Raw genomic sequence first — 26,530 nt, 5'->3', positions numbered from 1 at the left:
GGTTATTATATGATTAAGAAAAGACGCTGGCTCACTTTTCTCCTGGCGATGGTTCCGGGACTGGGCCATATGTATTTAGGCTTCAAAAAGCTGGGTCTTGAGTATATGCTTGGAGCATCGCTGTGTATTATGTTCATTCCGTCGATGCCCACCGTATTTCCGTTCGCGCTGGCAGCACTCTGGTTCTATCAATTATTCGATGCGCTGCAAAAAGCGGCCTGGATGAAGCTCTCTGCGGCTGAGCATGAGCGGATGATGTTCCATCCGGACAGCTTCGGGGCACCTTGGACTATGGGAATGCCGGCACCTCCGGTATATCCGCATGATGATGTTAATCCGGTATGGGTAGGCATAGGCTGTGTCATAGCGGGTATTATGCTAATGCTCATTACGGTATTTCCAACCCTCTGGAGAATACTCAATGACATGAACATCGGGGCGATCGTGCTGTCTCTTGCCTTGATCGGATATGGACTGAGAATGCTGAAGAACAATTCTAAAGTATAGTGAAATGGGGAAATGAATTATGGGGAGATGGAAAATCGGCAGCTTTACCGCCGCAATAGGCTGCATTGTGATTGGGGTCATTGTAGTACTTGCCCAGTACGATGTAATCACTTACGAGGCGCTGGGCTATATCTGGCCGGCACTGCTTATTCTGTTCGGGCTGGAGATGCTGCTTAGGCTCTTCATTAAATCGGATGTCAAGAGCCGTGTGAGCGGCTGGGCGATTGTACTGATTATCGTGCTTGTCGCGGCAAGCGGGGCACAGACGGTGCTGGCCGGCGGTTCGCTGAGCAGTATCTTGGGCAATACAACGCTTGTCCCGGTAAGCGGGAAGGTAGAAGTGAATCAGGAAATTAAGAATGTACGGATCGAATTGCCTGACGGCAAGGTTAAGATTGAAGGCGTGCAAGGAAACACCCTGGAATATGAAGGAAAGCTGGAGCTGCCGGGCAATACGGACAGTGAAGCAGCAAGCGCACTAGAGCGTAAATGGAAAGTAACGACCGAAGGCGACACGCTTGTCATGGAGCTGGAAGGAGATTCCGGCTGGCTCGCGAACATCCAGTTCGGAATTAATGTCAAAGCACCTTACCTGAATGTTAGCATTCCGCAGAATTTAGCCGCTCAGGTAGAGACCAGCGACGGATCCATCGAAGCTTCCGGTCTGACGGCAGGCATGGATGTGGACACTAGCAACGGGACAATGGATATCCATGATATTACCGGAGGCGTAGAGGCTCACACCAGCAATGGTACAGTAACCGTGCAGAATATACAGGGTAAAGTGGAGCTGGTCAGCTCGAACGGGGCGATTACACTGGGCAATATCGACGGCTCCGTATCTGCGAAGAGCAGCAACGGCAAGATTACGGTCAATTCTGCGGTGACAGGCGACTGGGAGCTGAAATCCAGCAATGGCAAGATTGTGGTGGGCCTGCCGGCTGTTACGGATGCGACAATCCATGCGGATACGAGCAATGGTTCGCTTAAAGGGAATGTTACCTGGGATGGCGATGATAACAATGGAACAGCTGTGCTTGGCAGCGGAACCCATGAAGTTACATTGTCCACCAGCAATGGTTCTGTAACAGTGGACACAGCACTATAAATCGCACAAAGAGCTGTTTACCGGAATAATTGCCGGTGAACAGCTCTTTTTATGACCTGCTATAGAAACGAAATACGAGTCAGATCCGGGTTCTTAAACCCTGCTTACCAGGCATAAGCCTTCGGAGCAGCACCGCCGGGTCCCGGGAAAATCTCGTCCAGACGTTTCAGCACGGACTCGTCCAGGGTGATCTCCAGGCTGCGCAGCGCGCTTTCGAATTGTTCCAGCGTACGCGGTCCTATGATCGGAGCCGTCACCGCAGGATTGGCCAGCAGCCAGGCCAGTGCGATATTATCCTGCGGTTCGCCCAGCTCCAGACTCAGCTCCGCAAAGGCTTCCAGCTGGCTCTTATGCTGCTCTACACGTTCTGAATTGCCCCCGCTGCGGCTGCCTTCGATCTTCTTCAAGGCATTGCGGCCGAGGAGTCCCCCGTCAAGCGGGCTCCACGGGATAATTCCAAGACCGAGATGCTGGGCAGCAGGCAGGACCTCCAGCTCCGGCAAGCGGCAGGTGAGGCTGTATTTATGCTGCTCCGATACCAGGCCCAGGAACCCGCGGGCCTTCGCTTCCTGCTGGGCTACGGCAATATCCCAGCCGGCAAAGTTACTGGAGCCGACATAACCGATCTTGCCCTGGCTGACAGCAAGCTCAAAGGCGCCCCACAGCTCGTCCCACGACACGTTGCGGTCGATATGGTGCATCTGGTAGAGTTCGACATGATCGGTCTGCAGACGCTGCAGAGAGGCTTCCAGGTGCCTGCGGATAATATAAGAAGAAAGGCCGGCCTCATCGTTTGGACCATCCAGCTTGTCACTCATTGCGCCATAAACCTTAGTGGCGAGCACAACCTTTTCACGGCGTCCGCCGCCCTGCTTGAACCAACGCCCGATAATGGTCTCGGTCAGGCCGGAATTCTCACCCCAACCATATACGTTAGCGGTATCAAAAAAGTTGACTCCGGCGTCCAGCGCAGCATCCATGATGCGGAAGGCTTCCTTCTCGTCGGTAATCGGCCCGAAATTCATCGTTCCCAGACAGAGGCGGCTAACCTTCATACCGGACTTGCCAAGCTTAGTATATTGCACCTTAGTATCACTCCCTCATTAAGATGGCCTAACGGTTTAATACAACATTTGCCTACTAATTGTAAACAACTTAAGAATCAAGAGCAAACTGCGGTGCGGTTTTTATCAGTGCAAGATACGGTAACCGTACTCCTATAGGCTTCGCCTATCAGTTCAATAGAATCTATATCTTTGTCCTTTGTCTGTTGTTATGATACAACAATATACAGAAGAACTATGTCTGCGAGCAGCAGGACTACCTAAGGAGTGACAGGAATGAGCGAGGTTAAGAAAATCGCCGTAATTGCCGGGGACGGTATCGGACCTGAAGTTGTGGCAGAAGCGGAAAAAGTATTGAAAAGAACGGAAGAAGTGTTTGGCTTTGCTTTTGAAACGGAGCATGCCCTCTTCGGCGGAATTGCCATTGACGAGCGGGGAACACCGCTGCCCGAGGATACGCTGGAAATCTGCCGCAGTGCAGATGCCGTACTCCTGGGAGCCGTTGGCGGACCGAAGTGGGACAACAATCCGAAGGAGCTGCGTCCGGAAACAGGACTGCTGGGCATCCGCAAAGCACTGGGTCTGTTCTCCAATCTGCGTCCTGCAGTTGTCTTCGACTGCCTGAAGGATGCTTCAACGCTGAAACCGGAAGTACTGGAAGGCACGGACCTGATGGTGGTGCGTGAGCTGACAGGCGGTATTTATTTCGGTGAGAAGCTGCGCCGTCAGGGTGAACACGGGGAAGAGGCTGTGGATACCTGCGTATACAACGTAACGGAAGTAGAGCGCATTGTACGCCAGGCGTTCGAGATTGCCGGCAAACGCCGCAATAAGCTGGCCAGTGTCGATAAAGCCAATGTGCTGGAGACCTCGCGCCTCTGGCGTGAGGTAGTGAACAGACTGGCGCCGGAATATCCGCAGGTAGAGCTGGAGCATGTGCTGGTGGATAACTGTGCAATGCAGCTGCTGCGCCGTCCTTCGAGCTTCGATGTCATCGTTACTGAGAATATGTTCGGAGATATCCTGAGTGATGAAGCAGCGATGCTGACCGGTTCCATCGGGATGCTGGCTTCCGCGTCACTGGGAGAAGGCAGCTACGGCCTCTACGAGCCGGTACATGGCTCTGCGCCTGATATTGCCGGCCAGGGGCTCGCGAATCCGATTGCAACGATTCTGTCGCTTGCGCTGATGTTCCGCATGACCTTCGGCTACGAAGAGGCAGCGGCTGCCATAGAAGCAGCTGTCGCAGAGGTACTCGATGCCGGCCACCGGACCAGCGATATCGCTGTAGACAAGAGCAAGGCAATCAGCACCACAGAGATGGGCGATCTGATTGTTGCCGCTATCCGCAAAGCCTAGTTCTACCACATATGCCCTCCTTTGACGCAGAAAGAAGAAAAACTTCACAAAATGTTGCTTATTTATAATAATTATAAAAAAGTAATCAATGTAATATTGACTTTGATTTTGTACGATGATAACATTTGTTCTGTAGCAGCAACAATGTAACCATCCATCAAAATCAAGAAAAGCATATTGCACCGGCTAACGGCACCGTAGTTGTTTTTCTTACATAATCAAAGGAGGATTTAAGCAATGGCAGAACGTTTGGTAGGTAAACCAGCCCCTGATTTCTTCATGGAGACAGTAACGGGCGACGGTAAGGATTTCGGTAAGGTTAGCTTGTCCGACTATCGCGGCAAATGGCTTGTATTCTTCTTTTATCCGCTTGATTTCACATTTGTATGTCCGACCGAAATTACAGCACTGAGTGATGCTGCGGCTGATTTCGCAGAACTCGATACAGAAATTCTTGGTGTGAGCATCGACTCCATCCACAGCCACAAAGCCTGGTTGACAACCCCTAAGGATATGAATGGCCTTGGTCCGGTTAACTTCCCGCTGGCGTCTGATATCACGAAGAAGGTTGCCAGCGATTACGGCGTCCTGATCGAAGAAGAAGGTATCGCACTCCGCGGATTGTTCATTATCGATCCTGACGGCGAACTGAAATATCAAGTGGTTAACCACAATGATGTAGGCCGCAGTGTAGAAGAAACTCTGCGTGTACTGCAGGCCCTGCAATCCGGCGGGCTGTGCGCTATGAACTGGAAACCGGGCGACAAGAATCTGTAAGCTGCCGGTCCTCATCAGCTGCGATCTTTGATATACGAAGAGAACCTCCTTGCGGGAGTATTTCCCGTCAAGGGGGTTTTTTGCACCAAACGGCTCTTCCTTAGCGGACAAGCCGTTTGAAAATGGGCGTAAAGGTTAATATATAGCTTCAAGGAGAGGAATCTCTCCTGCCATTGTGTAATATAATAATAGGAATTCAACGGAAAAAATCAAGGAGGGTGAACAAAAATGAGCTTTTGCTGTGGAGCGAGTATGGTTGGAACTAAGGGGACCCTAAAGCATTATCGCACGCAAGTCCATAATGTTCCCCTGCTTTTTTGTCCGGTATGCCACCGGGTAGAGGTACATTATAAAGTCGAAAATGAATATGAAATCCTGGCAGAATATGCCCATGGCGACGGAGTTACGGATGTTGATTTCCAGGATTATGTAATGGAAGATGAGGAAGCGATCTTCGAGAATGTGATAAATATGGAGAGCGAGGATCCGCTCGCTATTGTGCGCAGCCAAATCGACATGTCGCTTGACCTGCTGGCCGTAGCCAAACAAATTGGCGATACCAAATGGGAACGTGAACTGAAGAAGCGTCTGGCGGTTATGAGTCAGCGGCGCCACCGGCTGCAGCAGAAAGCCTGAATACCAAGCTTAATGCTTCCACGCAATGTCATAAAAGAGGAGAGTCTTCGCGAAATGCGGAGGCTCTTTTCATTGTATTTGCAGGAAACGAAACATTCTAACGATATTTAATGTGTCTTAAGAATCATTTTAAGAATATTTTTATCATTCGACAGTTTCTCCGATTGCGTTGTCTTCTTCTCTTGGATATGATTGGAATATAGTTGAAACGGTTGGATAATATAATACGATTTCCGAATGTTCTGGCGGCTTCGTCATATACTCATATACATAGTAATTTGATGTCGCTTAAGCGTCTTCGTCAATTGCAGTAAAAGGGGGAACTTCGTATCGTGATAAGCCAATATCAGGAAAGCTTGCTTTTACCGGCAAGAACGTTTCAATCCGGACCGATGGATACTACATATGAGGATGTTCTGGAGCATATCGACAGCGGGATTCTGCTTTTTGATGAAGAGGGAGTTCTGACGTTTGTAAACAAGCAGATGTACGGCATATTGGAGCTGGGCCGTCATTCTCTGCTTGGCTGCACCCTGACTCATTTGATAAGCCATATTCAACTAAGCCGTTTTAAGAAGAAGCTCGTTTTGCGTAGCTACCGTGAAATGGTGGTCAAAGGTAAGCCAAGCTATGAATTTGTAGATGAATATGGCCGGTACTGGCGCGCCTCTCTCTGCAGCGGTGAGCAGATGAAGGGCTGCTACCTGTTCACGCTCAAAGAGATCTCAGACTTCAAGCTGATTGAACAGACAGCATACCAGAACGACAGTCTGGCGATGCTCGGCAGATTATCGGCTTCAATTGCTCATGAGATCCGCAACCCGCTGACTGCGATCCGGGGTTTTATACAATTGCTGCATCCCCATCTTCACCTGCTCGGCAAGGAGGAGTATGCGAAGATTATATTGGCTGAGATTGATCGTGCCAATGACATTATTCATGAATTTCTGACTTCCTCCAAGCCTTCGGTGCCACAGGTCAGTATGATTCCTGTCTCGGCGCTCCTTAAGGAAGTCGTTCTGCTTACGGAGAGTGAAGCTCTGATGAAGGGCTGCCAGATTAATCTGCAGGTGCTTCAGGAAGATCTGTTCATCTCCGGAGACACGAAACAAATGAAGCAGGTCGTCTTAAACATGATTCGGAATGCTATGGAAGCGATCTCGGAGAGAGCGGATGATTCCATGGGCAGAATAGAGGTCGGAGCGCGCAAAGAAGGAACAGAGGTGCGGATTTTTATCTCTGACAATGGCAAAGGCATGGATATCTGCACACTGGATAGGCTGTTCAATCCTTTCTTTACCACGAAGGAGAATGGTACGGGATTAGGACTCTCGGTCAGTGACCGTATCATCAAGAATCATGGAGGCTGCATCTCTGTCAGCAGCCGGCTGAATGAGGGAACCCGGTTCGTGATTTCGCTTCCGCTCATTCATTAATCGAACAATAGACTCGGTATTTCCAGGCTTCCGGGTTATAATCAATATATTAAGGGCTGATTCCTGCAGTGCACGGTCATGTGCGGGAGATCAGCCCTGTCTGTTTTATTTGGAATAATACAGTGAGTCAGTGGAGGGATGCAGCATGAATATTGAATGGAGCAGCGGTTCAGAGGCAGCTTCGCTGCAAGGCGATGCCTTATGTTTCATAGTCTCGGAGGCACAGGCGCAGGGAGAAGGACTTTCGGCCGAATGGGCGGAGAGGATCAGCCTGTTGTCCAGGGCAGGGCTGTTTAGCGGCAAGCTGGGGCAAATTTATCTGCTGCCGGTGACTGGCCGTCCGGAGCTGCCGGTTGTCATTCTGGCCGGAAGCGGCAATGGCAGCGCAGCAGTCCATGACTTGCGGCTGATGATGGCGCAGGCCGCTAGGGCGGCTCACAGACTGAAGGCAGATACTCTGATTGTGCAGATCCCGGATCAGCTGAACCAGCTTCCTGAGGCCCTGAAGGCAGAGACAGCAGGCCAGGCCCTCGCAGAAGGCCTGGTCCTTGGGGCCTACCGCCGCAGACAATACAAGCTGGAGCAGCCGGGCTACGCCGGCTTAACCGCCGTAAGGCTGCATATGGAGCGTCAGACCGAAGAGTCAGAGGATGAGCGCTGGAAGTCAGGCTTGTTGCGGGGGCAGGCTTTTGGGGAAGCAACGAATCTGGCCCGGGACTTAACCAATCTCCCGGGTAATCTGCTGACCCCTTCAGAGCTTGCTGCAGCAGCCATCGAAGTAGCCGAACGCCATGGCTTTCCAGCTGAGGTGCTGGATGAACGTGAGATTGAGCTTAAAGGAATGGGCGGATTACAGGCCGTAGGCAAAGGCAGTGTGAATCCGCCGCGTATGATAGCCATTCGCTATCAGGGAACCAATCAGTGGGAGAATGTGGTGGGGATTGTCGGCAAGGGCATCACCTTCGACACTGGAGGCATTTCGCTCAAAAGAGCTCCTGGCATGGAGGATATGATCAGTGACATGGGCGGTGCAGCCGCAGTACTCGGAGTCATGGAGGCTTTGGGGCGTTTGCGCCCCCGGATCAATGTCGTCATGCTTATTCCGTCGGCGGAGAATATGCCGGCAGGCAATGCTTTTAAACCGGGTGATATTATAACCTCCCTCAGCGGAAGAACGATTGAAGTGCTGAATACCGATGCGGAAGGCAGAGTGGTTCTGGGAGATGCAATCACGTACGCGCGGGAGTGGGGGGCGGAACGGATTATTGATGTCGCCACGCTAACCGGGGCCGTCTTGTCCATTCTGGGCGATGTGGCTACGGGCGCTGTAACGAATGATGAAGAGTTCCTGGCGGAGCTTCTGGAGGCCTCCAGGCTGTCAGGCGAGCAGATATGGGCCCTGCCCGTCTATCCGGAGTTCCGCGAGATGCTAAAAAGCGAGGTCGCCGATATCCGCAATGCTGCCGGAAGATACGGCGGAGCTACTACAGCCGGATTATTCATCGGCGAATTTGCCGAAGGTCTGCCCTGGATTCATCTGGACATTGCCGGAACGGCATTTTTGTCGAAAGAGCGGGGAGTGAACCCGAAGGGGGCAACGGGGGTGATGGTGCGAACGCTGCTGGAATATCTGCTCCGCTTAGCTCCTGGCTCTGGATTCGAGGCAGATACTGCGCAGTCCTCATCATAAAACTGTTATGACCCGTATGAAGCTAAACAGCCGCAGTCTCCGGATTCCCGGGACTGCGGCTGTTTAAGATAGGGCTATTTTTGGAAGAAGCGAGTTTAGGTTGAGTTACATCCTATTTTCTGGCTTTCATCTGTGCAGTAAAGGACTGGACCCCATTCATGATCTTGTCCCGCGTATTCTTATTCTTCAGCAAGTAGGCTGCTCCCAATGCTACCGTAGTAAACAATGTCTTTTTGGTGTTCATGGTAATTCCTCCTTGGTATGGTCTGGCTGTAATTGCTTATAACTAACATACCCGCATGCCAAGGATTCTAAACGAATTGTATTCATTTCTCTAGGGACGCAGACGGATCTAGTGTTTGGGATCGGCTGTAGTTCCGCAGCAGGACAAAGGTGAATCCAGCGATGCGGCCGAACAGGTTTTGCTTTTGTCACAGCCGGCACAGGCGCCTTCTTTGCCCTTTTGAACATGACGGTACAGCATCCAGCCGGAGTACCCGAAGATAAGCGCTACAATCAGAATATTGACTATCATTGCTGCTCTCGCTTCCTCTCAGTAAATCTTGGACTTGCTGCCTCTACGACCATCCCAACAGCCGGCCGCCCTGGAAAATAACCAGTGACACGGCATACGCCAGTACCAGTGAATATCCCATGGAGAAGAAAGTCCATTTCCAGGATGCCGTCTCTTTCTTGATTACTCCGACCGTAGCCAGGCAAGGAATATAGAGCAGGATGAAGGCCATGAAGCTGATCGAACTAAGCGGTGTGAAGACTGAAGCAATTTGTCCTTCCAGCCCTGCGCTATCCGGCGCATGGTAGATGATATTCATGGTGGAGACCACAACCTCTTTGGCGAGGAAGCCGGGAACCAGTGTGGAACCGGCCTGCCAGGTGCCGAAGCCGAGTGGCTGCAGCAGCGGTGCGATCAGCCCGCCGAATTTGGCCAGGAACGAGTTGTCCATCTCTACATTGAATCCGGCAGGACCCGCGTATGACATCAGCCAGATAATGACCGAACCGGCAAGAATGATGGTTCCTGCTTTACGCAGGAAGCCTTTGCCCTTCTCCCAGGTGCTGCGGCCCAGTGTCTTGAACTGCGGCATCCGGTAAGGCGGCAGCTCGATGATGAAGATGGAGGATTCATTCTTGAACAGATGTTTGGAGAATAATTTACAGAGAATCAGGGCGAAGACTACTCCCATCACATACATCGCCAGCACCGCCGTTGCTTGCCGGGCCGGGAAGAAGACCGCTGCAAACAGCAAGTACACCGGCAGCCGGGCTGAACAGGACATCAGCGGCATCAGCAGCGTTGTCAGCATCCGGTCCTTGGGCTGTTCGATACTGCGCGCAGCCATAATCGCCGGCACGTTACAGCCGAAGCCGATAATGAAAGGGATGAAGGCTTTACCGTTCAGGCCCATCCGTTCCATCGTGCTGTCCATCAGCAGGCAGACGCGTGCCATGTAACCGGAATCCTCCAGGAAGGAGATCATCAGGAACAGAATGAAAATCTGTGGAACGAAGACAAGCACGCCGCCGACACCGCCGATAATACCATCGACAATCAAAGCATGAGTAAAGCCAGATGCACCGATCGCCTGCAGCAATGAGTTGGCTCCGTCACTGAGAGGACCCCCAATGAAGCCGTCCAGAAGATCCGATAAAGGTCCGCCTACCCAGTCAAAGGTCGTTTTGAACATAGCGTACATAAAGACGATAAACAGAGGCAATCCCAGAAAACGGTGAGTCAGGATAGAATCCAGCCGCTCCGTCAGATTATGCGGCTTCTGCTTCGTCGCATCGATGGCTGCCGCGCATACACTGCGGATGTAGTCCATGCGGATGGAGCGGATCCACTGCGGAAGGGTAAGCGCCAGCTTCTGCTTTTGCAACTGGGTCTGACAGGCATCGCAGAGGAGCATCAGCTCGGAAGTATCCATACGTTTCTTGAGCAGCTCCAGTACTACCGGATTCTGCTCCATCAGCTGCAGGGAAACCCAGCGCAGGTTAGGCAGCCCGGAGATCTGCTGCAGTTGATTTGAAATAGAAGCTATCGTCGCTTCAACGAGTTCACCATAATTCAGATGGAAGCTCACAGGCGGAATATTAGCCGGCTTCTCCAGAACGCTGAGCACCTGGCTGCTGCCTTTGCCTGTTCTGGCAATCAGCGGTAACACGGTTATCCCAAGCTGTGCCTGCAGTACTTCAGGGTTGACCTGAATTCCGCGGGCATTGGCAACATCGATCATGTTCAATCCGAGTACAATCGGCTTGCCGTATTCGAGCAGCTGCAGGGTAAGCAGCAGATTTCGTTCCAATTGTGATGCATCGACAATATTGATGAGTGCTTCGGGTGATTCTTCGATCAGATATTGGGCGGCTACGCCCTCATCGCGGGAGAGCGGATGAAGTGAATAGATTCCGGGTAAGTCGATCAGCTTGCCGGCTCCGTTCTTCAGGCTGCCGACCTTCTTCTCAACAGTAACGCCTGCCCAGTTCCCGACATATTCATACGAAGATGTGAGTGTATTGAAAAGCGAGGTCTTTCCGGTGTTTGGGTTCCCTACAAGGGCGATGGAGCTCATGAAACTTTCACCTCAATCATCGAAGCTTCCTTCCGGCGGATAGCGAATAATTGACCGTTGCATTCCAGCGTAATGGGGCCCATAAAAGGACCTTTACCCTTCAGGCGGATCATTACACCTTCGGATACTCCCAGATCGGCAAGACGGCGGCGCAAGATGGGGTTCATGCCTTCAATTCTATAAATAGAGCCGGTAGTGCCCGGTTGTAAACGCAGCAAGGAGCAGGATGCAGAAGCCATTGTAATCCCTCCGAGAGAGATTGATAATCAATCTCAATTATTTCTTGTACTGTAGCATTTTGTTAGAAACTTTGCCGTGACTAATATCATTGTTTTGATCTCCTGAAATCTATATGGAAATTACTGAAATTTTCTTTACAATTTATTCTTCATTAAAGTATGATTGAACGATAATGTAAGCATAGTAAGTTTGAGGCCTTGTTTATTATGAGGATATAATATGAAGCTAAGCCCGAAGGGAGAACAGATTGTGAAGACTAATCAGAGCAAAATTGTCGATTGTACCATCCGTGACGGGGGATTGGTGAATAACTGGGATTTCAGTATTGAATTTGTTCAGAAATTATACGCTGGTTTGAATGAAGCCGGTGTTGATTATATGGAAATCGGATATAAAAACTCACCGAAGCTGCTGAAAGGGTCGGAGGGTGCCGGTCCATGGCGTTTTCTGAATGATGATTTCCTGCGCAAGGTTATCCCGCAAAAAGGCCACACCAAGCTGTCGGCACTGGTCGATATCGGCCGTGTAGACGTGAATGATATCCTGCCCCGCAGTGAGAGTATGCTGGATCTGATTCGTGTAGCCTGCTACAGCAAAGATGTGGACAAGGCGCTTGAGCTGGTGCAGACCTTCCACGATCTGGGGTATGAGACTACAATTAATATTATGGCTCTATCCAATGTCATGGAGAATGAACTGCTGGAAGCGTTCGAACAGATCCGCGAAAGCGTTGTTGATGTTGTATATATCGTAGATTCCTACGGCAGTCTGGATCACAATGACATCCATTACCTGGTAGAGAAGTTCAGAACACATTTGCCGGATAAACGCCTGGGTGTACATACGCATAACAATCTGCAGCTGGCCTTCTCCAATACACTGATTGCAGCGGAAAAAGGTGTCGAACTGCTGGACGCTTCCTGCTACGGCATGGGCCGTGCTGCCGGCAATTGTCCTACAGAGCTGCTGGTTACCCATTTGAAGAACACCAGATACACCCTCCGTCCTGTTCTGGATATCGTTGAGAACCTGATGATTCCGTTGCGCGAGAAGGAAGAGTGGGGATATATCATCCCATACATGATCACGGGAACTCTGGACGAGCATCCGCGCTCGGCGATGGCGCTGCGTTCTTCAGCCGATAAAGACAAGGCGGTTGACTTCTATGACAAGCTGACTACACCTGAGGTTAATTTCGGGGATAAATAAACGTCCGGAAGAAGAAAGCACTGACCTCTATTTAGAGGAAGGTGCTTTTTTTCTGCCAGAGATGGCTTCTTTATAATATTGTAGGATGAACGATGTAACTTTACGGGAGTATTCAACCGATATTTATACATAGGACATAATACACATCGACTAGTTATTATAGATATCATTTTTAGACGCGAGGGACTTATGAGACAAGAAGAGAGAAAGACCATTCATGCGGCGGTTATAGGGGCTGCGCTGTTCCTTCTGATCCAGATTTTTCGTACACCGCTGGGCCATATAGAGGATAAAGATTTACTGCTGGCATTCTATCTTATTTCGGGCTGCTGCACTGTGGCTTTCGGCTTTGCGATTTTTGCCCAGGGCAGGTTGTTATTCTCCAATAAATTATCCAAAGCAAGACTTTATACATCCGCGCTGTTTTTGGGTGTAAGCATCTTTGATTTCCTGCATGTTCTCAGTTTTGTAGGCATTCCCGGAGTTGCCTCTTATATTAGTTCCGGACAGTCCCTATGGCTGCTGACCTTCTCGCGGCTTGCCAGTGCACTGGGGATCGTACTTATCTTCTGCAGGGCAGATCAGCCGGTGTCGGTTGACAGCAAGCACAAGGTATTCCGGAATTCATTCATGTTAATTCTGCTATCTGTGGCAGCGTTTGGCGCCGGCAACCTGATTATCCCTGGACTGGCGGGTTATCCGTGGGTGGAGACCGTAAGAGATCTGGTGAATATGGCCGTACTGTTCGTTTATCTGCTTGGAGTAGGAATTATTGTATATCCGGGCAAAATTGAGAAGTCGGCTTCGTTGTTGATTATTATCCGCTCCCTTGTATTCTTTGCACTGGGCCAGGTCTTCTTCATGAATCTGTTCAGTGTCGGAGATATGGATTATCTGTTCGGGATGCTCAGCAGCGGAGTTGCTTATTATCTTCTGCTGACTGGTGTCTACAGATTGACGATTGAGGAGCCCTTTGAGGAGAACCAGCAGGCAGAGGCGCGGATTAATTATCTGGCCTTCCACGATGATCTTACAGGTCTTCCGAACAGACGCCGCCTGATGCAGCGTATGGAAGAGATTGTGATTCAGAGTGAGAAGGACAAAAGCCGCGGATTCTCGGGCCTGGTCATCATGAACATCAATCATTTCAAGAATATTAATGACTCTCTCGGACATTATGCAGGAGATTTGCTGCTGCAGCTGGTCGCCCAGCGGATCGGGAGTCAGGTTAGAGTGAATGAGGAGCTCTATAGTATGGGAGCGGATGAGTTTGCTTTTCTGATGACAGAGCGGACCGGTCTTGAGAACTGTCTGGTCCGGGCGAATGAGCTGCTGCGGCTGTTCGAGACACCGGTAAGCCTCGAGTCCGGAGAATACCACATCTCGCTTAGTCTGGGGATGAGCATCTTCCCCGGAGACGGTGATTCGGCAGAGCAGCTAATCCAGAACGCGGATACTGCTGTGCACAATGCCAAGGAGCAAGGGGTGGATATCCGCCGCTATATTCCGGCTATGCAGATGAAGGCGAAGGAACGCCTCAAGCTGGAGAATGATCTGCGCAGAGCCCTGGAGCGTAATGAATTCTATCTTGTCTATCAGCCTCAGGTACTGCTTGAGACTGAAGAGATTGTCGGCATGGAGGCGCTGCTGCGCTGGAATCATCCCAAACGCGGACTCGTCTCTCCAGTTGATTTCATTCCAATCGCAGAAGAGAGCGGGCTGATTGTTCCAATCGGGGAATGGGTGCTCAGAACGGCCTGCCAGCAGAATAAAACATGGCAAAATGCCGGTTATCGGCCCATTTGTGTCTCTATTAATCTATCGATGCGTCAGTTCCTGCAGCCGAATCTGGCTGGTAAGATTGGGGCAATTCTGCAGGAGATCGGTCTCGATCCCAGCTATGTTGATCTGGAGATTACAGAGAGCATGACACTGGATAAGGAGACTGCCTTTGACCAGTTGAACCGCCTGAAGAGACTTGGCGTATGCATCAGTATTGATGACTTCGGCACAGGCTACAGCTCATTGCATTATCTCAAGAACATGCCGATTGACCGGCTCAAGATTGACCGCTCCTTTGTCTCGGAAGTGATGGAGGACAGCAACAATGCGGCGATTGTCTCCACGATAACGTCCATGGCTCACCACCTGAAGCTTAAGGTAACTGCGGAAGGCGTTGAGAACAAGGAACAGCTGCAATTCCTGCGCCAGCAGCATTGCCATGAAGCCCAGGGGTTTCTGTTCAGCAAGCCGGTCAAGGCAGAGGAGTTCGAACTGTCTTTTCTGAAGCCGCTGCTGGAAATGCCATCGTAATGTGATCTTGGAGATCCTGCTAGGGTTGCAATTTATTCGTAGTAATGCTACAATGTTTCTTGTACTCAATTTGAGTTGCGGGTGTAGTTCAATGGTAGAACTTCAGCCTTCCAAGCTGATAGCGTGGGTTCGATTCCCATCACCCGCTCCATATTTTAATTCCAAATCCTTGTCCGCAAGGGTTTTTTTGTTGCTTATTTTCGTTATACAACCGGCGAGAATAGGACTATAGGGCAGTCATACGTATTAAGTATTATGATCCGCAAAAAGCCAGGCTCCCGATTCTCCGGGAGCCTGGCTTTGCTGTTGCAGCTATTGTGGATCAGCTTGGGAAATGCTGTGCCGGATTATACAGTCTTCAGGAACTCTACAATCGTCAGCAGGCCTTTATCGAAATTCTCCAGATTGAAATGTTCATCCGGAGCATGCAGGTTCTCGTCATCGAGGCCAAACCCCATCAGAACCACCGGAGCCTTCAGAATGCGGGAGAAGCTCTCCATGATCGGGATCGAGCCGCCGTCTTTGGTGAAGAGGGCACGGGTACCGTACACTTTGCCGTAAGCATCTGCAGCAGTCTGCAGAATTGGATGAGAAGGATCGATGTTGAAGGCGCGGGCTTTCTCCATCTGCTTCACATGCACTTTCGCGCCGCTCTGGATATTAGCCTGCAGATGCGCTTCTACAGCATCCAGAATATGCTGAGGGTCCTGGTCGCCGACAAGGCGGCAGGTAATCTTAGCATGGGCTTCCTTTGGAATAACAGTCTTGCTGCCTTCGCCCTGGAAGCCGCCGTATACGCCGTTCAATTCAAGCGTCGGACGTGCGCCAACCCGTTCTACGAAGCTATAGCCTTCTTCGCCGTATAATTGCTCCAGGCCAAGGCCTGCTCTGATTTTGTCTTCATCTACGCCCTGCTTGGCGAATTCCTCACGCAGCAGCGGAGAGAGCGTAGGCACGCCTTCATAGAAGCCTTCAACGGACACGCGGCCCTTGTCATCATGAAGCGAGCTGAGCAGCGACACCAGGGCATGCAGCGCATTGGGAACGCCACCGCCGTAAGAGCCGGAGTGAAGATCTGTCAGTGCGGTGTTCACAGTGACTTCAAGTGAGCACAGTCCGCGCAGTCCGGTGCAGATCGCAGGGCGTCCGCGTTCCAGCAGGGAGGTGTCCGAGACAAGTACGGCATCTGCCGCAAGCTTGTTCTGGTTGGCTTCCAGGAATGGAGGCAGGTTCACGCTGCCGATCTCTTCTTCGCCTTCGATGCACAGCTTGATGTTGACAGGAAGTGTGCCTTCCTGCTTGAGAATGGCTTCGATGGCTTTGATGTGCATAAACACCTGGCCTTTGTCATCAGTGGCTCCGCGCGCGTACAGCTTGCCGTCACGGATCTCCGGTTCAAACGGAGGGGTAGTCCACAGATTCAGCGGATCAACCGGCTGCACATCGTAATGTCCGTACACCAGAATCGTCGGCTTGCCCGGGGCATGAAGATAGTCTGCATATATAACAGGATGGCCTGCAGTGGGGTGCAGCTCAATATTGTCCAGTCCGGCACGCTTCAGGGTCTCTACCAGCCAGCCTGCGGCGGCGTTCACATCTTCCTTGTGGGTAGAGATAGCCGAGATGCTGGGAATTGCCAGCCATTGCTTGAGTTCGGTTAGCTGAGCCTCACGCTCAGTCTGAAAATAAGTTTCGTAAGACATAGTAATTATGTACCTCCTTGGAATCGCTGCATAATGCCGCCAAGACCCGTATCATGCCAGGGCAAGATAACAGGTCCGGACGGGCTTAGGTTCGGCAGTGTAATGCATCCATTATACTGGAGATATCATTAGGGATCAAAAAGGTTTGTTCAAACCGCTTACCAGAGGATGGTGGCCGGTGTAACGCCTTGGGGGAAGGTATCCTCGGCCTCGGTTCCGGCAGCGTACAGATTGTACCATGCATCGGCAATCAGATCCGGATCGGCCGCAGTTCCCGGCCTGATAAATGCGCCGATAGCCAGATGGGCCACATAAATACCTTGCGGCGCCAGATCCGAGTGCAGGTTCATCGCATAGTTGCGCAGCCCGCTGAGAGCTATACCCATATTGCCCATCATCGGAATCGGGTACAGGGAGGACAGCCCGGTTGTGAATAAAATAGCGCCGGTTTTCTTCTCCAGCATCTCAGGCAGCACCTGCTCCACACTGCGGATCGCGCCGATGACTTGTGACTGGAACGCGTCAAGGGCAATTTGTTCCGTAACCTGCGTTGCCGGAGTCGGCGGATAGCTGCCGCTGGTTGGACTGAACTCCAGGACATCAATGAAGCCGTAGTTGTCTTTGATGTCCTGGAAGGCAGCGGTCAGCTGCTCTTTATTGTAGAGATCCGCCGGAAAGGCAGCGGCTTCAATGCCCAGTGCTGCGAGTTCCTCTACTAAATTATTTAATTTGTCCGCGTTGCGGGCGATCAAAGCGGCACGGAAGCCATGTGCACCAAACTTCTTGGCGATAGATAATCCCAGGCCCGGTCCTGCGCCTACGATAGCGATAGTTTTCATGATTCATCAGTTCCTTTCAGGTTGTTGATTACTAACAGTAACCATGATAGACTTAGTTAGCTTAAGCGGCAAGAAGGCACTATTAGCTGCTTAGGTTACATGGAGGTAACTGCCTTGAACAATCAATCGAATGAACGGCTACAGGTACAGCAGCTTACTATGCTGGAGGATTGCACGGTTACCCGGCAGATCCTGGACCGTGTCGGCGATAAATGGAGTATGCTGATTATTGTGAACCTTGGTGTGCAGTCTTTGCGTTTCAAGGAACTGCAGCGCCGTTCCAGCGGCATCTCGCAGCGTATGCTGACCCAGACACTCCGCCATCTGGAACGTGATGGGCTGGTCTGGCGCAAAGCCACACCTACTGTCCCTTTGACTGTAGAGTACGGTCTTACAGCGCTGGGTGAATCTCTTCTTGGCCCGCTGACTTTACTGGTAGAATGGGTGAATGGAAACCGTGGCGAAATCGCCAAGGCAAGGATCAGCTACGATAGCGGGCATGGAGCTGCGGAGCCGGCGGATAGCCCGGAAAAGTTGAGTATAGAATCAGAAACAGAAGCGCCGCCAGCGGCGGAAGCGATAGGAGCGGAATAACAGTGTCAGCGAATGTACCAGCAAGTCTTGAATATGAAGCACAAATGCCCCAGGGCGGAAACAGGTCTTATATCTATACGTACGCCCATTCTGAGGACGAGACATCCCTATGCGGCATGGAGCTGCGCTGCCTGTTTGGACGGGAGATCCCGCCGGCTATATTCTCAAGCGGGACCCGGGTGGACGTCAGCCGCAGCCCTTTTATCAAAGAGCGGATTGATGTGATGTATGAAGGGGACACGCTCCCGGAAATCTACCGGCAGACGGAGCAGGTGGAGCTGGAGGGGAAGACCTTTAAGGTTATTTTTGTGAAGACGAATGATCTGGCACCTGAGCATAAAATTGAATACGATGAGCGCAGAGTGATTGAACGGGAAATCGGGCTGCGGATTGAAGGCGAGGCGGATGTGAATCATCCGGAGCTGGTGTATGGAATTGTAACGCTGGGCGGACGCTGGTACTTCGGCGCTTATCATAAGAATAAGGCAACCTGGTTCCGGCAGATGAAAAAGCCGCGCAGCTACTCCATAGCACTCAGCACGCGGGTGGCACGGGCGGCGGTCAATATGGCGGTTCCCCGCATAGCCGGAGTGAAGATGATAGATCCCTGCTGCGGGATTGGTACAGTAATGGTTGAGGCACTGTCTATGGGGATTGATATTGTAGGACGTGATATTAACCCGCTTATTGCTGCCGGAGCGCGGACGAATATCGCCCATTTCGGCTTCGAGAGTGAAGTCACGCTTGGGGATATTGCCGACATTACGGAGCATTACGACGTCGCTATTGTGGATATGCCTTATAATCTGTATTCGCGGATAACTCCCGAGGAGCAGTTCGCCATTCTCACGAATACCCGCCGGATTGCTGACCGGGTTGTAATTGTGGCGATTGAAGCGATGGATGAGATGATTCACTCCGCCGGCTTCACGATCATCGACCGCTGTATAGCGAAGAAGGGTGCGTTCTCCCGTCATCTGATGCTGTGTGAGTAGCGCTAATATTAATATAATGAATAGAGCTGCTGGAGTTCTGTAAAAGTATGTTCTATCCCATATCTGATTAAAGGCGGTGTACTTATGGAACAGAAATGGTTAACCTGGGCCAAAGAAATACAGGGGATTGCCCAGACTGGTCTGACTTATGCCAAGGATGTATATGATATCGAACGTTACCAGGCGCTGCGGGAGCTGAGCGTAGATATTCTGGCTAACTATACGTATGAGAGCAAGGAACGTATCCGGCTCTCCTTCGCGGGAGAGGGCGGATACAGCACACCGAAAGTGGATATCCGCGGAGTGATTTTTCAGGATAACCGGATTCTGCTGGTACACGAGAAGCTGGACGGGAAATGGGCATTGCCCGGGGGCTGGGCGGACATCGGCTTGTCTCCGAGTGAGGTAGTTGTTAAAGAGATAGCCGAGGAATCCGGTTATCAGGCGGAAGCCTTGCGTCTGCTCGCTGTGCTGGACAAGAAGTTTCACCAGCATCCCCCGGAGCCTTATCATGTCTACAAAATGTTCATCCTGTGCCGGATTACCGGCGGGTCAGCAGAAGCGGGTGTGGAGACAAGCGGGGTAGGCTTTTTTGCCGAGGATGCCTTGCCTGAACTGTCGGAGGAGCGCAATACGGCGGAGCAGCTGCACACACTGTTCCAATATTTACATAATCCTGAAAAGGCAGTAATATTGGACTAAAGTACTGCATATAATAGATGACCAGGAGTATATAAGTTTTAAAGTAGACAAAAATTGGTTAATATTATTTATGTAAGCCTTTGCATTAATCAACCGCTGAGCCTTTATATCTAAAAATTTATCAGAAACACAACTTTTTGGGCCAGGCGGTCTACATTTTTTCCTCTGCTGTGTCGATAACAATTTTAGGAGGGGATCGCATGGAACAAGAAGAGTTAAGACTTCCGCTGACGCAGGAAGGTGTAACACGTCCTGCAGAAGGTAATATTGCCACCGGCCTGGTATGGGGCGTCCTAATCAGTATTCCATTATGGATCTCGGTTATCGGCTGGATTACGGGCATCTGGAAATTTTAAGATTCATCGCTGAAGCTCTAACCTTATACTAACTTGCAACTATACAATGAAGGCTGCCTCTTCGGTTACGAAGAAGCAGCCTTTTTAAGTGCTAGGATTTACAGTTCTTTATTGATATGCACCAGTCGAAAGGTCTCGCAGATGACCCGCATACCCGGGTCGAATGGCTTACCTTCACCCTCAAGCTCTCTGGTGAAGAACACTTCATGGTTATAGCGCCACGATTCGAGGCTGCGGTCATCCTCCCCTTCAGAATACGCGAACTCAGCCGTTACATCCGCAAACGGAACAATCTCAACCTTCGTAGTCTCGATGATTCCGCTCGGCTGCCCCGTACTGTCCAGCAGCACGGATAGTCCGCCCACAAAGGGCAGAGGCGTACCGCGTGCTTCATTTAACTCATAATTTTGTGCCGTTCCGGTCTTGATTCCAGCCAGGACCAGCTCAAGCAGTTCATCGGCCAGCCGGGGGTTGTCGCCAAAAGCCCAGGCGCTGTCGAAATTCTCCGCTGCCTCAGGATGGTCTTGCAGATAAGACTCCCAGTATTGTGCTATCGCCGGGGTTAATGTCACCTTGCTCACCTCTATTATGGGATTAGAAATCAGTCTAAAGAATAAACGTAAATGAATTAACATAAATGATCTAAGAGTTATCCGCTTCGCTTAACCAGCTGCTGTACAAGTCATCCAGCTTCTGCTGCGCGGCATTCCGTGCCGTCATAAGCTCAGCCAGCTTCCCGGAATCGCTGGCAAACCGCGGGTTCAGCATCTCGCCGTCGATAACACTTAGCTGAGCCTCAACAGCAGCAATGTCCTGCTCCCAGGAGGCCGCTGGACGGGGCTTGCGGGAAGGAGCGGCGGATGCGGCACCACCGGCTGGGCGGGGCTTAATGACGGCAGCAGCCGTACTCCCTGCTGCAGCTTGCCGTTCGGCCGCCGCGGCTTTCTCAGCCTGCTTCTCCTTGTAATATTCATAATTCCCGGAGAAGGATGAGAATTGTCCGCTATTAATATTCCATAGCTTTCCGAAGCAGCGGTTAATGAAATAACGGTCATGCGATACAGCCAGCACGGTCCCGGGGAACTCCTCCAGCGCCTCTTCCAGCGCTTCGCGGGAATCGATATCGAGATGGTTGGTCGGCTCATCCAGAATGAGCAGATTCGGACGGCGGTGCATCAGCACCGCGAAGCGCAGCCGTGTCCATTCTCCGCCGGAGAGATTGGTGATGTTCTTAAACACATCACTGCCGTAGAAGAGAAACCGGGCCAGCTGCCCGCGGGCCTCTCCTTCTTCAAGCCCTGCTTCCTCGCGGAAATAACGGAGCACGGATTGGCCGTTCTCCTCCGGTACAGCTTCCTGGGCCAGGTAGCCGACAACGGCTCTGGAAGCCAGTGTACAGCTACCGCTGTCCGGGGCTTCCTGCCCGAGAATAATCCGCAGCAGCGTGCTTTTGCCTGCGCCGTTGCCGCCGATCAGTGCCGTAGTCTCTCCATATCTGAGAATGTCACTGGCTGCCGAGAAGAGCTTGCGCTCTCCGAAGGCTTTGCTAATCTGGTCAAGGATTACGACCTGATTGCCGGTCCGGTCATCCTGCCCCAGCTGCAGATCCATGGACTTGCGCTCCAGAACCGGACGTTTGACCTTGACCATCCGGTCCAGCGCCTTCTGCATGGAAGCTGCACGGCGGGGGAACGAAACGTTCTGCGGATTCAGCTTTCCCCATTCAATCAGCCGCTTGATGCTCTCCTGCATCTGCTTAATCTTCTTCTGCTGCTCCTGATAATCGGCGAACTGCTGCAGGAGTCTGGCCTCCTTCTCGACCTGATAGCCGCTGTAATTCGTATGGAAGGTGAAGGCTTCCCCGTCTTCGATCTCAATGACCTTCTTAACGACGGCATCGAGGAAATAGCGGTCATGGGAAATGGCCAGCACAGTGCCGTCATAGCTCTGCAGGAACTGCTCCAGCCATTCGATAGCATCCATATCGAGGTGGTTGGTCGGCTCATCGAGCAGCAGAATATCTGGACGGCGCAGCAGCAGCTCGGCGAGGCCGACCTTGGTTTTCTCCCCGCCGGAGAGGGAAGAGAACCGGCGGTCATATTGGCCGCTTCCAATGCCAAGGCCGGTGGCAATACGGCTGATGGAGGATTCAATTTCATATCCGCCAGCGGCTTCGAATTTCTCCTGCAGGTTGCCGTATTCCTTAAGCAGCCGGTTCCAGGCCTGTTCATCGTCACTTGCACCGGAAGCGGACATTGTCTGCTCCAGCTCCCGCAGGCGGCGCTGCCACTGCAAGGGCTCCACGAAGCTGCGCTGCAGAACCGCATATACGGTTTCATCGTCACTCGCCTCCTGGATCTGCGCGAGCAGTCCGATGACGCTGTTCCGGCGGATGGAGATCTGTCCCTGATCGGGACGTTCTTCCCCGCTCAGCAGATGGAAGAGGGTGGTCTTGCCGCAGCCGTTGCGGCCGATTAGGCCGATTTTTTCGCCTTGGCGGATATCGAAGGTGATGTTCTCCAGGACGAGCTGGGCACCGTGGTATTTTTGGACATTTTGGCATGAGATGATCATAGATATTCTCCTTTTATAGGAACGCCTGACTACTACAAAACAACATAAAAAGGCCGCAGGGAAATTTCCCCGCGGCCTGAGTATTCTCCGGTTTATGAGATCCGTTGAAGTGTAGGCGAGAAAGGCATTTCACAATGTTGTAGTGTTATTAAGTTCGTGTAAATGGACAGACTTCTCCCGTCCAGGGCATTTACATGAACGATGCCAGCCATAATATTAATCAGCCGGCTGCTAACACTATTGGTCCGATTGTGATCCATTCTCCTACACCTCCTTCTTCTAAATTTAAAGTCATTTTAACCAATAAGCCGGGAATAAGCAAGAGGGAAATCCCCTTACTCTGGTATAAATCCATAAATCCGCAAGTAGTATGGACTATGGCGGAGGAGGAATTGCTGCCAATCTATTATAGGAAAAGGGGATTATGATGGCGATTTTTAACGGATTGCTGGGCAATGCTTCCCAGGTCCCGCTGGAAGATGTGAAGCGGGAATATGCGCAGATTCTGGCCCCGCAGGAAACGATCGAACGCGCCTACAAGCTGATCCGGGATATGTTTATTTTTACGGACAAACGTCTGATCCTCGTAGATAAGCAGGGGGTGACCGGCAAGAAAACGGAATATCATTCGATTCCCTACAAGAGCATCACCCATTACTCGGTGGAAACGGCAGGGCATTTCGATCTCGATGCGGAGCTGTGCCTCTATGTGTCCGGTGCGGCGGTGCCGCTGAAGAAAACCTTCAACAAGTCCGTCAATATCTATGAGGTGCAGGCGGTGCTGTCGCAATATATTCTGAAGTGAGCGTGGTCCCGGAGAAGGTTATCAGCCAGGGGAACGTGAGGGCCGGCTAGACCGTGTACTGAAGAACCAGCCCTCCATAGGCAAAAGCAGCGAGAATAACCAGCGCGGGGTGGAGTTTTAAGTGCTTCAGTGCCCAGAAGGCTATTGCGGCAATGATCAGGGTCTGCCAGATGCCGATGGAGTCTGCCGGGCCTTTGGCCATTTTGAAGGTAAGCACAACCATCATAATGGCGATAACCGGCTGGACAAGCAGCGTCATGCCTTTGACGACAGGCGACTGCTTGTATTTCTGCATCACGTTCAGCAGGATGATCAGCGCAGCAGCGGAAGGGACAATCGTCGCCAGCAGTGCAGCGGCCAGTCCGGGCCAGCCGTAGACATCGTAGCCTACATAAGCAGCGATTTTGGTGGCAATCGGTCCGGGCAGCGCATTGCCGAGCGCCAGCATATTGGGGAATTCTTCATCAGTCAGCCAGCCGTAATGCGGCACGATCTCTTCGTACATCAGCGGAATGGAGGAGGGGCCGCCGCCATAGCCGAGCAGATTAGCCATGAAAAACCCGTAGATCAGCTTGAGCCATTCCATTAGGCGGTCCCCCCTTTGTTCTGTTTCGCGAGTATCCGGTAATGGACCGTTCCATAGCCGAGGTATAGCACGATGACTATGGCCGGATGCAGATGCAGCACTTCAAGCAGCACCAGGGCGAGCAGCAGGAAGCCAGCCCCAATCATTACGCCAAGGCCCTTAAAAGCCTTCCGGGCAAACTCATAAGCCATCATTCCCAGCATAACCGCAATCACAGGGGAAACCGCAGCGATCATTCCGGCTACAACCTTGGAACCGCTTAAGTAATTTACGGCGGATAACAACGCGATCATCGCAATTCCGCTGGGAAAAATATGTGCCAGCACAGAGAGGATGGCTCCCCGGACGCCTTTTAGCTTATAGCCGAGGTAAGCGGCCATTTTGGTGGCGATCGGACCCGGCAGCGCATTGGCAATGGCAAGTGTCTCGCCGAACTCCTCATCGCTCAGCCAGCCATAGCGGGTTACGGCATCATGCCGGATCAGCGGGATGACGGACGGTCCGCCGCCATAGCCGAGGATGCCTGTTCTGGACATGGCCATAGCAATCTGGATGTATTCGTTACCAGTGGTTTTCATTAGAGGATAGGCCCCATTTCGTAAGTGGATTCCGCAGCGCGGAATGGTGCTTGGCCGCTTGATCAGCTTATTCTATACAATTCATATGCCCGGTTCTATATTACAGGCTCTAATGGACGTAAAGTTTGTGCATGGCTCACAAAAATAACAGCGTGAATTTACGGTTTCCCGGAACCGATTGACAAAGGTTTCGGGCGTACTGTTAAATGACACTAACTTGAACGACACCGGAATGGGAGATGGTCAGCTTGACGACAGGACCTGTAATCGGCACGAAAACGATGGTGGTCAGTCCCCATTATCTGGCATCCGCCGCCGGAGCGCGGATGCTGGTCAAAGGCGGCAACGCCTATGATGCGGCGGTTGCAGTCAGCGCTGCGCTGGCTGTAGTCTATCCGCATATGACCGGGCTCGGCGGCGACGCCTTCTGGCTGGGCTACAGCGCCGGTGAAGGGCGCGTCCGGGCCTACAACGGCAGCGGGCGATCCGGCTACGCCGTCCGCAGGGACTGTTACGCGGGGGAGATGGCCATCCCGCGGCGGGGCGTGCGCAGCGCCATTACGGTACCCGGAATGGCGGACAGCTGGTCAGCCGTCCAGCGTGAGTATGGACGGCTGACCCTGGCTGAGGTGCTGGAGCCGGCAATCGGCTACTGCACCGATGGATTTCCGCTGTCACCGGATCAGCACGGTGGCAGCGTTCTGGCCGGAGCCGCGCTGTCTCCTGAGGCAGCGGCGATCTATCTTCCCGGCGGCCGGATTCCGGCGGCGGGCGGGAGGTTTGTGCAGCGGCAGCTGGCCGGGACGCTGCGGGCCTTGGCCGCCGGAGGCCGGGATGCTTTTTATAAGGGGAAGATCGCGGAAGAGATAAGTGAGTATATGCAGGCGTCGGGCGGATATCTCACCCGGGATGATTTCGCCGATCACCGGGGGAACTGGGAAGAGCCGCTGACTACGGACTACCACGGGCACAAGGTCTATCAGGTCCCGCCCAACTCGCAGGGCTTCACGGCACTTATGGCACTCAATATACTGGAGCGTTATAACTTTGCCGACATCGGGCACGGCTCGTATGAGTATTATCATCTGCTGGCGGAGGCGCTGAAGCTGAGCTTCCGCGACCGGGACCGGGTGCTGACCGATCCGGCCTTCAGCAGAATTCCGCTGGATCAGCTGCTGGATAAGGGGTATGCAGCGCAGCTGGCGGCATCCATCTCCCCGCAGCAGGCGCTGGCTATCGGCAGTGAGCCGGTAGGCCGGGATACGGCCTATGCTGCGGTAGTGGACGGGGAAGGCAACGCGGTTTCGTTCATCCAGAGCCTGTATTTCGAATTTGGCTCCGGGGTTGTGGCCGGAGATACGGGGATTCTGCTGCAGAACAGAGGCTCATTCTTCTCGCTTGATCCCGGCCATATTAATACGCTGGAGCCGCATAAGCGCACGTTCCATACGCTGATGCCGGCGATGGCCTGCCGGGACGGCAAGCCGGCCTATCTGTATGGCACGCAGGGCGGCGAAGGTCAGCCGCAGACACAGACGCTGCTGCTGACCCGGATGCTTCATTACGGTATGGACCCGCAGACGGCAGTGAATGAACCCCGCTTCGTCTGGGGCAGAACCTGGGGAGAGCCTACCCAGGAACTGAAGATAGAGAACCGGGTAGCCGGACATGTGCAGGCCGAATTGGCGGAGGCAGGTCATCTGGTCCGTGAGGTCGGGAGCTACGATGGGATTATGGGCCATGCCCACGCCATCTCGATTGACGGCAACGGCTACCGCAGCGGCGGTACGGACCCGCGTTGTGACGGTTCAGCCATCGGCTGGTAGCGGATTAACGGTAGCTGTAAGGAAACAGAGGCACCCGGTCCG

At 52.3% G+C, this 26,530-nt stretch carries 26 protein-coding genes and 1 tRNA gene; 16 read left to right on the top strand and 11 right to left on the bottom strand.

Translation table 11 applies throughout. The annotated features are described in order from the left end of the window. Nucleotides 1-9 precede the first annotated feature (9 nt). Both MHI42_RS13185 and MHI42_RS13180 read left to right on the top strand, forming a co-directional pair. A complete protein-coding gene (locus MHI42_RS13185) occupies nt 10-507 on the top strand; it encodes a hypothetical protein (protein WP_039301491.1) in 498 nt (165 codons plus the stop codon). 19 nt (nt 508-526) lie between these two features. Next, nucleotides 527-1,615 carry a DUF4097 family beta strand repeat-containing protein gene (locus MHI42_RS13180; protein WP_342424085.1) on the top strand — a complete coding sequence of 363 codons (1,089 nt, stop codon included), beginning with the start codon at nt 527-529 and terminating at the stop codon, nt 1,613-1,615. 104 nt (nt 1,616-1,719) lie between these two features. Here MHI42_RS13180 and MHI42_RS13175 read toward each other — a convergent pair whose 3' ends face one another. Further along, nucleotides 1,720-2,700 carry an aldo/keto reductase gene (locus tag MHI42_RS13175; RefSeq protein WP_076248689.1) on the bottom strand — a complete coding sequence of 327 codons (981 nt, stop codon included), beginning with the start codon at nt 2,698-2,700 and terminating at the stop codon, nt 1,720-1,722. A gap of 255 nt (nt 2,701-2,955) precedes the next feature. Here MHI42_RS13175 and leuB point away from each other — a divergent pair, with 255 nt between their 5' ends. From leuB to MHI42_RS13150, 5 genes are all read left to right on the top strand, one after another. Further along, entirely contained in the window at nt 2,956-4,038 is a 1,083-nt protein-coding gene (gene leuB / locus MHI42_RS13170; protein ID WP_039301483.1) for a 3-isopropylmalate dehydrogenase, read from the top strand. A gap of 237 nt (nt 4,039-4,275) precedes the next feature. Further along, nucleotides 4,276-4,815: a peroxiredoxin gene (locus MHI42_RS13165; protein WP_039301479.1), complete on the top strand. Its 540-nt coding sequence runs from the start codon at nt 4,276-4,278 to the stop codon at nt 4,813-4,815. A 228-nt stretch (nt 4,816-5,043) separates the two neighbouring features. Continuing rightward, nucleotides 5,044-5,451 (top strand): hypothetical protein, encoded by a 408-nt coding sequence (locus MHI42_RS13160; RefSeq protein ID WP_039301477.1) that lies wholly within the window; start codon nt 5,044-5,046, stop codon nt 5,449-5,451. A gap of 332 nt (nt 5,452-5,783) precedes the next feature. Next, entirely contained in the window at nt 5,784-6,887 is a 1,104-nt protein-coding gene (locus MHI42_RS13155; protein WP_042134493.1) for an ATP-binding protein, read from the top strand. Nucleotides 6,888-7,032: 145 nt separating this feature from the next. Beyond that, a complete protein-coding gene (locus MHI42_RS13150) occupies nt 7,033-8,577 on the top strand; it encodes a leucyl aminopeptidase (RefSeq protein WP_342424084.1) in 1,545 nt (514 codons plus the stop codon). 112 nt (nt 8,578-8,689) lie between these two features. Here the strand turns inward: MHI42_RS13150 and MHI42_RS13145 are convergent, their stop codons facing one another. The 4 genes from MHI42_RS13145 to MHI42_RS13130 all read right to left on the bottom strand — a co-directional run bounded on the left by MHI42_RS13145 (nt 8,690) and on the right by MHI42_RS13130 (nt 11,407). Further along, a complete protein-coding gene (locus tag MHI42_RS13145) occupies nt 8,690-8,821 on the bottom strand; it encodes a hypothetical protein (RefSeq protein WP_256704057.1) in 132 nt (43 codons plus the stop codon). 108 nt (nt 8,822-8,929) lie between these two features. Further along, entirely contained in the window at nt 8,930-9,112 is a 183-nt protein-coding gene (locus MHI42_RS13140; protein ID WP_039301473.1) for a FeoB-associated Cys-rich membrane protein, read from the bottom strand. 43 nt (nt 9,113-9,155) lie between these two features. After that, nucleotides 9,156-11,168 carry a ferrous iron transport protein B gene (feoB, locus tag MHI42_RS13135; protein ID WP_171717403.1) on the bottom strand — a complete coding sequence of 671 codons (2,013 nt, stop codon included), beginning with the start codon at nt 11,166-11,168 and terminating at the stop codon, nt 9,156-9,158. After that, nucleotides 11,165-11,407 (bottom strand): FeoA family protein, encoded by a 243-nt coding sequence (locus MHI42_RS13130; protein WP_042134498.1) that lies wholly within the window; start codon nt 11,405-11,407, stop codon nt 11,165-11,167. Before MHI42_RS13130 ends, feoB begins: the two co-directional genes overlap by 4 nt. A gap of 220 nt (nt 11,408-11,627) precedes the next feature. On the opposite strand from MHI42_RS13130, the gene MHI42_RS13125 reads away from it, so the two are divergent. The 3 genes from MHI42_RS13125 (at nt 11,628) to MHI42_RS13115 (ending at nt 15,081) form a co-directional block, all read left to right on the top strand. Continuing rightward, nucleotides 11,628-12,617, top strand: a complete 990-nt coding sequence (locus tag MHI42_RS13125) for an aldolase catalytic domain-containing protein (RefSeq protein WP_216626570.1) — start codon at nt 11,628-11,630, stop codon at nt 12,615-12,617. 189 nt (nt 12,618-12,806) lie between these two features. Continuing rightward, nucleotides 12,807-14,930, top strand: coding sequence for an EAL domain-containing protein (locus MHI42_RS13120; RefSeq protein WP_342424083.1), 2,124 nt, complete (start codon nt 12,807-12,809; stop codon nt 14,928-14,930). Between the two features lie 77 nt (nt 14,931-15,007). Continuing rightward, nucleotides 15,008-15,081, top strand: a tRNA-Gly gene (locus MHI42_RS13115). A gap of 196 nt (nt 15,082-15,277) precedes the next feature. Here MHI42_RS13115 and MHI42_RS13110 read toward each other — a convergent pair. Together MHI42_RS13110 and MHI42_RS13105 are read right to left on the bottom strand one after the other, a co-directional pair. Next, a complete protein-coding gene (locus MHI42_RS13110; protein WP_342424082.1) occupies nt 15,278-16,633 on the bottom strand; it encodes a dipeptidase in 1,356 nt (451 codons plus the stop codon). A gap of 158 nt (nt 16,634-16,791) precedes the next feature. Further along, nucleotides 16,792-17,472, bottom strand: a complete 681-nt coding sequence (locus MHI42_RS13105; RefSeq protein WP_171717400.1) for an SDR family NAD(P)-dependent oxidoreductase — start codon at nt 17,470-17,472, stop codon at nt 16,792-16,794. A 114-nt stretch (nt 17,473-17,586) separates the two neighbouring features. Here MHI42_RS13105 and MHI42_RS13100 point away from each other — a divergent pair, with 114 nt between their 5' ends. The 4 genes from MHI42_RS13100 to MHI42_RS13085 all read left to right on the top strand — a co-directional run bounded on the left by MHI42_RS13100 (nt 17,587) and on the right by MHI42_RS13085 (nt 20,119). After that, nucleotides 17,587-18,066: a helix-turn-helix domain-containing protein gene (locus tag MHI42_RS13100; RefSeq protein WP_216626569.1), complete on the top strand. Its 480-nt coding sequence runs from the start codon at nt 17,587-17,589 to the stop codon at nt 18,064-18,066. Between the two features lie 44 nt (nt 18,067-18,110). Next, the gene (locus MHI42_RS13095; RefSeq protein ID WP_342424737.1) at nt 18,111-19,061 is read left to right on the top strand and encodes an RNA methyltransferase; all 951 of its coding nucleotides are present in this window, start codon (nt 18,111-18,113) and stop codon (nt 19,059-19,061) included. Between the two features lie 84 nt (nt 19,062-19,145). Further along, nucleotides 19,146-19,763 (top strand): NUDIX hydrolase, encoded by a 618-nt coding sequence (locus MHI42_RS13090; protein WP_342424081.1) that lies wholly within the window; start codon nt 19,146-19,148, stop codon nt 19,761-19,763. 200 nt (nt 19,764-19,963) lie between these two features. Continuing rightward, complete coding sequence (locus MHI42_RS13085) at nt 19,964-20,119, top strand: hypothetical protein (protein ID WP_156122990.1); 156 nt, start codon at nt 19,964-19,966, stop codon at nt 20,117-20,119. A 98-nt stretch (nt 20,120-20,217) separates the two neighbouring features. Here the strand turns inward: MHI42_RS13085 and MHI42_RS13080 are convergent, their stop codons facing one another. Further along, nucleotides 20,218-20,700, bottom strand: coding sequence for an ASCH domain-containing protein (locus tag MHI42_RS13080; protein WP_342424080.1), 483 nt, complete (start codon nt 20,698-20,700; stop codon nt 20,218-20,220). Between the two features lie 61 nt (nt 20,701-20,761). Next, complete coding sequence (gene abc-f / locus MHI42_RS13075; RefSeq protein ID WP_342424079.1) at nt 20,762-22,693, bottom strand: ABC-F type ribosomal protection protein; 1,932 nt, start codon at nt 22,691-22,693, stop codon at nt 20,762-20,764. Nucleotides 22,694-23,120: 427 nt separating this feature from the next. On the opposite strand from abc-f, the gene MHI42_RS13070 reads away from it, so the two are divergent. After that, nucleotides 23,121-23,498, top strand: coding sequence for a PH domain-containing protein (locus MHI42_RS13070; protein WP_039301572.1), 378 nt, complete (start codon nt 23,121-23,123; stop codon nt 23,496-23,498). Between the two features lie 46 nt (nt 23,499-23,544). Here the strand turns inward: MHI42_RS13070 and MHI42_RS13065 are convergent, their stop codons facing one another. Further along, nucleotides 23,545-24,084 (bottom strand): chromate transporter, encoded by a 540-nt coding sequence (locus MHI42_RS13065; RefSeq protein ID WP_342424078.1) that lies wholly within the window; start codon nt 24,082-24,084, stop codon nt 23,545-23,547. After that, the gene (locus tag MHI42_RS13060; RefSeq protein ID WP_039301445.1) at nt 24,084-24,662 is read right to left on the bottom strand and encodes a chromate transporter; all 579 of its coding nucleotides are present in this window, start codon (nt 24,660-24,662) and stop codon (nt 24,084-24,086) included. Before MHI42_RS13060 ends, MHI42_RS13065 begins: the two co-directional genes overlap by 1 nt. 281 nt (nt 24,663-24,943) lie before the next feature. Between MHI42_RS13060 and ggt the strand changes: the two genes are divergently transcribed. Then, the gene (gene ggt / locus MHI42_RS13055) at nt 24,944-26,488 is read left to right on the top strand and encodes a gamma-glutamyltransferase (RefSeq protein WP_342424736.1); all 1,545 of its coding nucleotides are present in this window, start codon (nt 24,944-24,946) and stop codon (nt 26,486-26,488) included. The last annotated feature ends 42 nt before the right edge of the window (nt 26,489-26,530 follow it).

The organism is Paenibacillus sp. FSL E2-0178 (genome assembly GCF_038593005.1).
Lineage (GTDB): Bacteria > Bacillota > Bacilli > Paenibacillales > Paenibacillaceae > Paenibacillus_AQ > Paenibacillus_AQ phytohabitans.
This window is presented reverse-complemented; position numbering and strand designations above follow the sequence as displayed.

Coding starts and splice junctions, on each gene's coding strand:
- MHI42_RS13180 (WP_342424085.1), top strand. CDS start 527: ATGGGGAGATGGAAAATCGGCAGCTTTACCGCCGCAATAGGCTGCATT.
- MHI42_RS13160 (WP_039301477.1), top strand. CDS start 5,044: ATGAGCTTTTGCTGTGGAGCGAGTATGGTTGGAACTAAGGGGACCCTA.
- MHI42_RS13085 (WP_156122990.1), top strand. CDS start 19,964: ATGGAACAAGAAGAGTTAAGACTTCCGCTGACGCAGGAAGGTGTAACA.
- MHI42_RS13140 (WP_039301473.1), bottom strand. CDS start 9,112: ATGATAGTCAATATTCTGATTGTAGCGCTTATCTTCGGGTACTCCGGC.
- MHI42_RS13060 (WP_039301445.1), bottom strand. CDS start 24,662: ATGAAAACCACTGGTAACGAATACATCCAGATTGCTATGGCCATGTCC.
- MHI42_RS13105 (WP_171717400.1), bottom strand. CDS start 17,472: ATGAAAACTATCGCTATCGTAGGCGCAGGACCGGGCCTGGGATTATCT.
- leuB (WP_039301483.1), top strand. CDS start 2,956: ATGAGCGAGGTTAAGAAAATCGCCGTAATTGCCGGGGACGGTATCGGA.
- ggt (WP_342424736.1), top strand. CDS start 24,944: ATGGTGGTCAGTCCCCATTATCTGGCATCCGCCGCCGGAGCGCGGATG.
- MHI42_RS13120 (WP_342424083.1), top strand. CDS start 12,807: ATGAGACAAGAAGAGAGAAAGACCATTCATGCGGCGGTTATAGGGGCT.
- MHI42_RS13165 (WP_039301479.1), top strand. CDS start 4,276: ATGGCAGAACGTTTGGTAGGTAAACCAGCCCCTGATTTCTTCATGGAG.
- abc-f (WP_342424079.1), bottom strand. CDS start 22,693: ATGATCATCTCATGCCAAAATGTCCAAAAATACCACGGTGCCCAGCTC.
- MHI42_RS13095 (WP_342424737.1), top strand. CDS start 18,111: ATGCCCCAGGGCGGAAACAGGTCTTATATCTATACGTACGCCCATTCT.
- MHI42_RS13110 (WP_342424082.1), bottom strand. CDS start 16,633: ATGTCTTACGAAACTTATTTTCAGACTGAGCGTGAGGCTCAGCTAACC.
- MHI42_RS13065 (WP_342424078.1), bottom strand. CDS start 24,084: ATGGAATGGCTCAAGCTGATCTACGGGTTTTTCATGGCTAATCTGCTC.
- MHI42_RS13090 (WP_342424081.1), top strand. CDS start 19,146: ATGGAACAGAAATGGTTAACCTGGGCCAAAGAAATACAGGGGATTGCC.
- MHI42_RS13150 (WP_342424084.1), top strand. CDS start 7,033: ATGAATATTGAATGGAGCAGCGGTTCAGAGGCAGCTTCGCTGCAAGGC.
- MHI42_RS13185 (WP_039301491.1), top strand. CDS start 10: ATGATTAAGAAAAGACGCTGGCTCACTTTTCTCCTGGCGATGGTTCCG.
- MHI42_RS13070 (WP_039301572.1), top strand. CDS start 23,121: ATGGCGATTTTTAACGGATTGCTGGGCAATGCTTCCCAGGTCCCGCTG.
- feoB (WP_171717403.1), bottom strand. CDS start 11,168: ATGAGCTCCATCGCCCTTGTAGGGAACCCAAACACCGGAAAGACCTCG.
- MHI42_RS13125 (WP_216626570.1), top strand. CDS start 11,628: ATGAAGCTAAGCCCGAAGGGAGAACAGATTGTGAAGACTAATCAGAGC.
- MHI42_RS13130 (WP_042134498.1), bottom strand. CDS start 11,407: ATGGCTTCTGCATCCTGCTCCTTGCTGCGTTTACAACCGGGCACTACC.
- MHI42_RS13145 (WP_256704057.1), bottom strand. CDS start 8,821: ATGAACACCAAAAAGACATTGTTTACTACGGTAGCATTGGGAGCAGCC.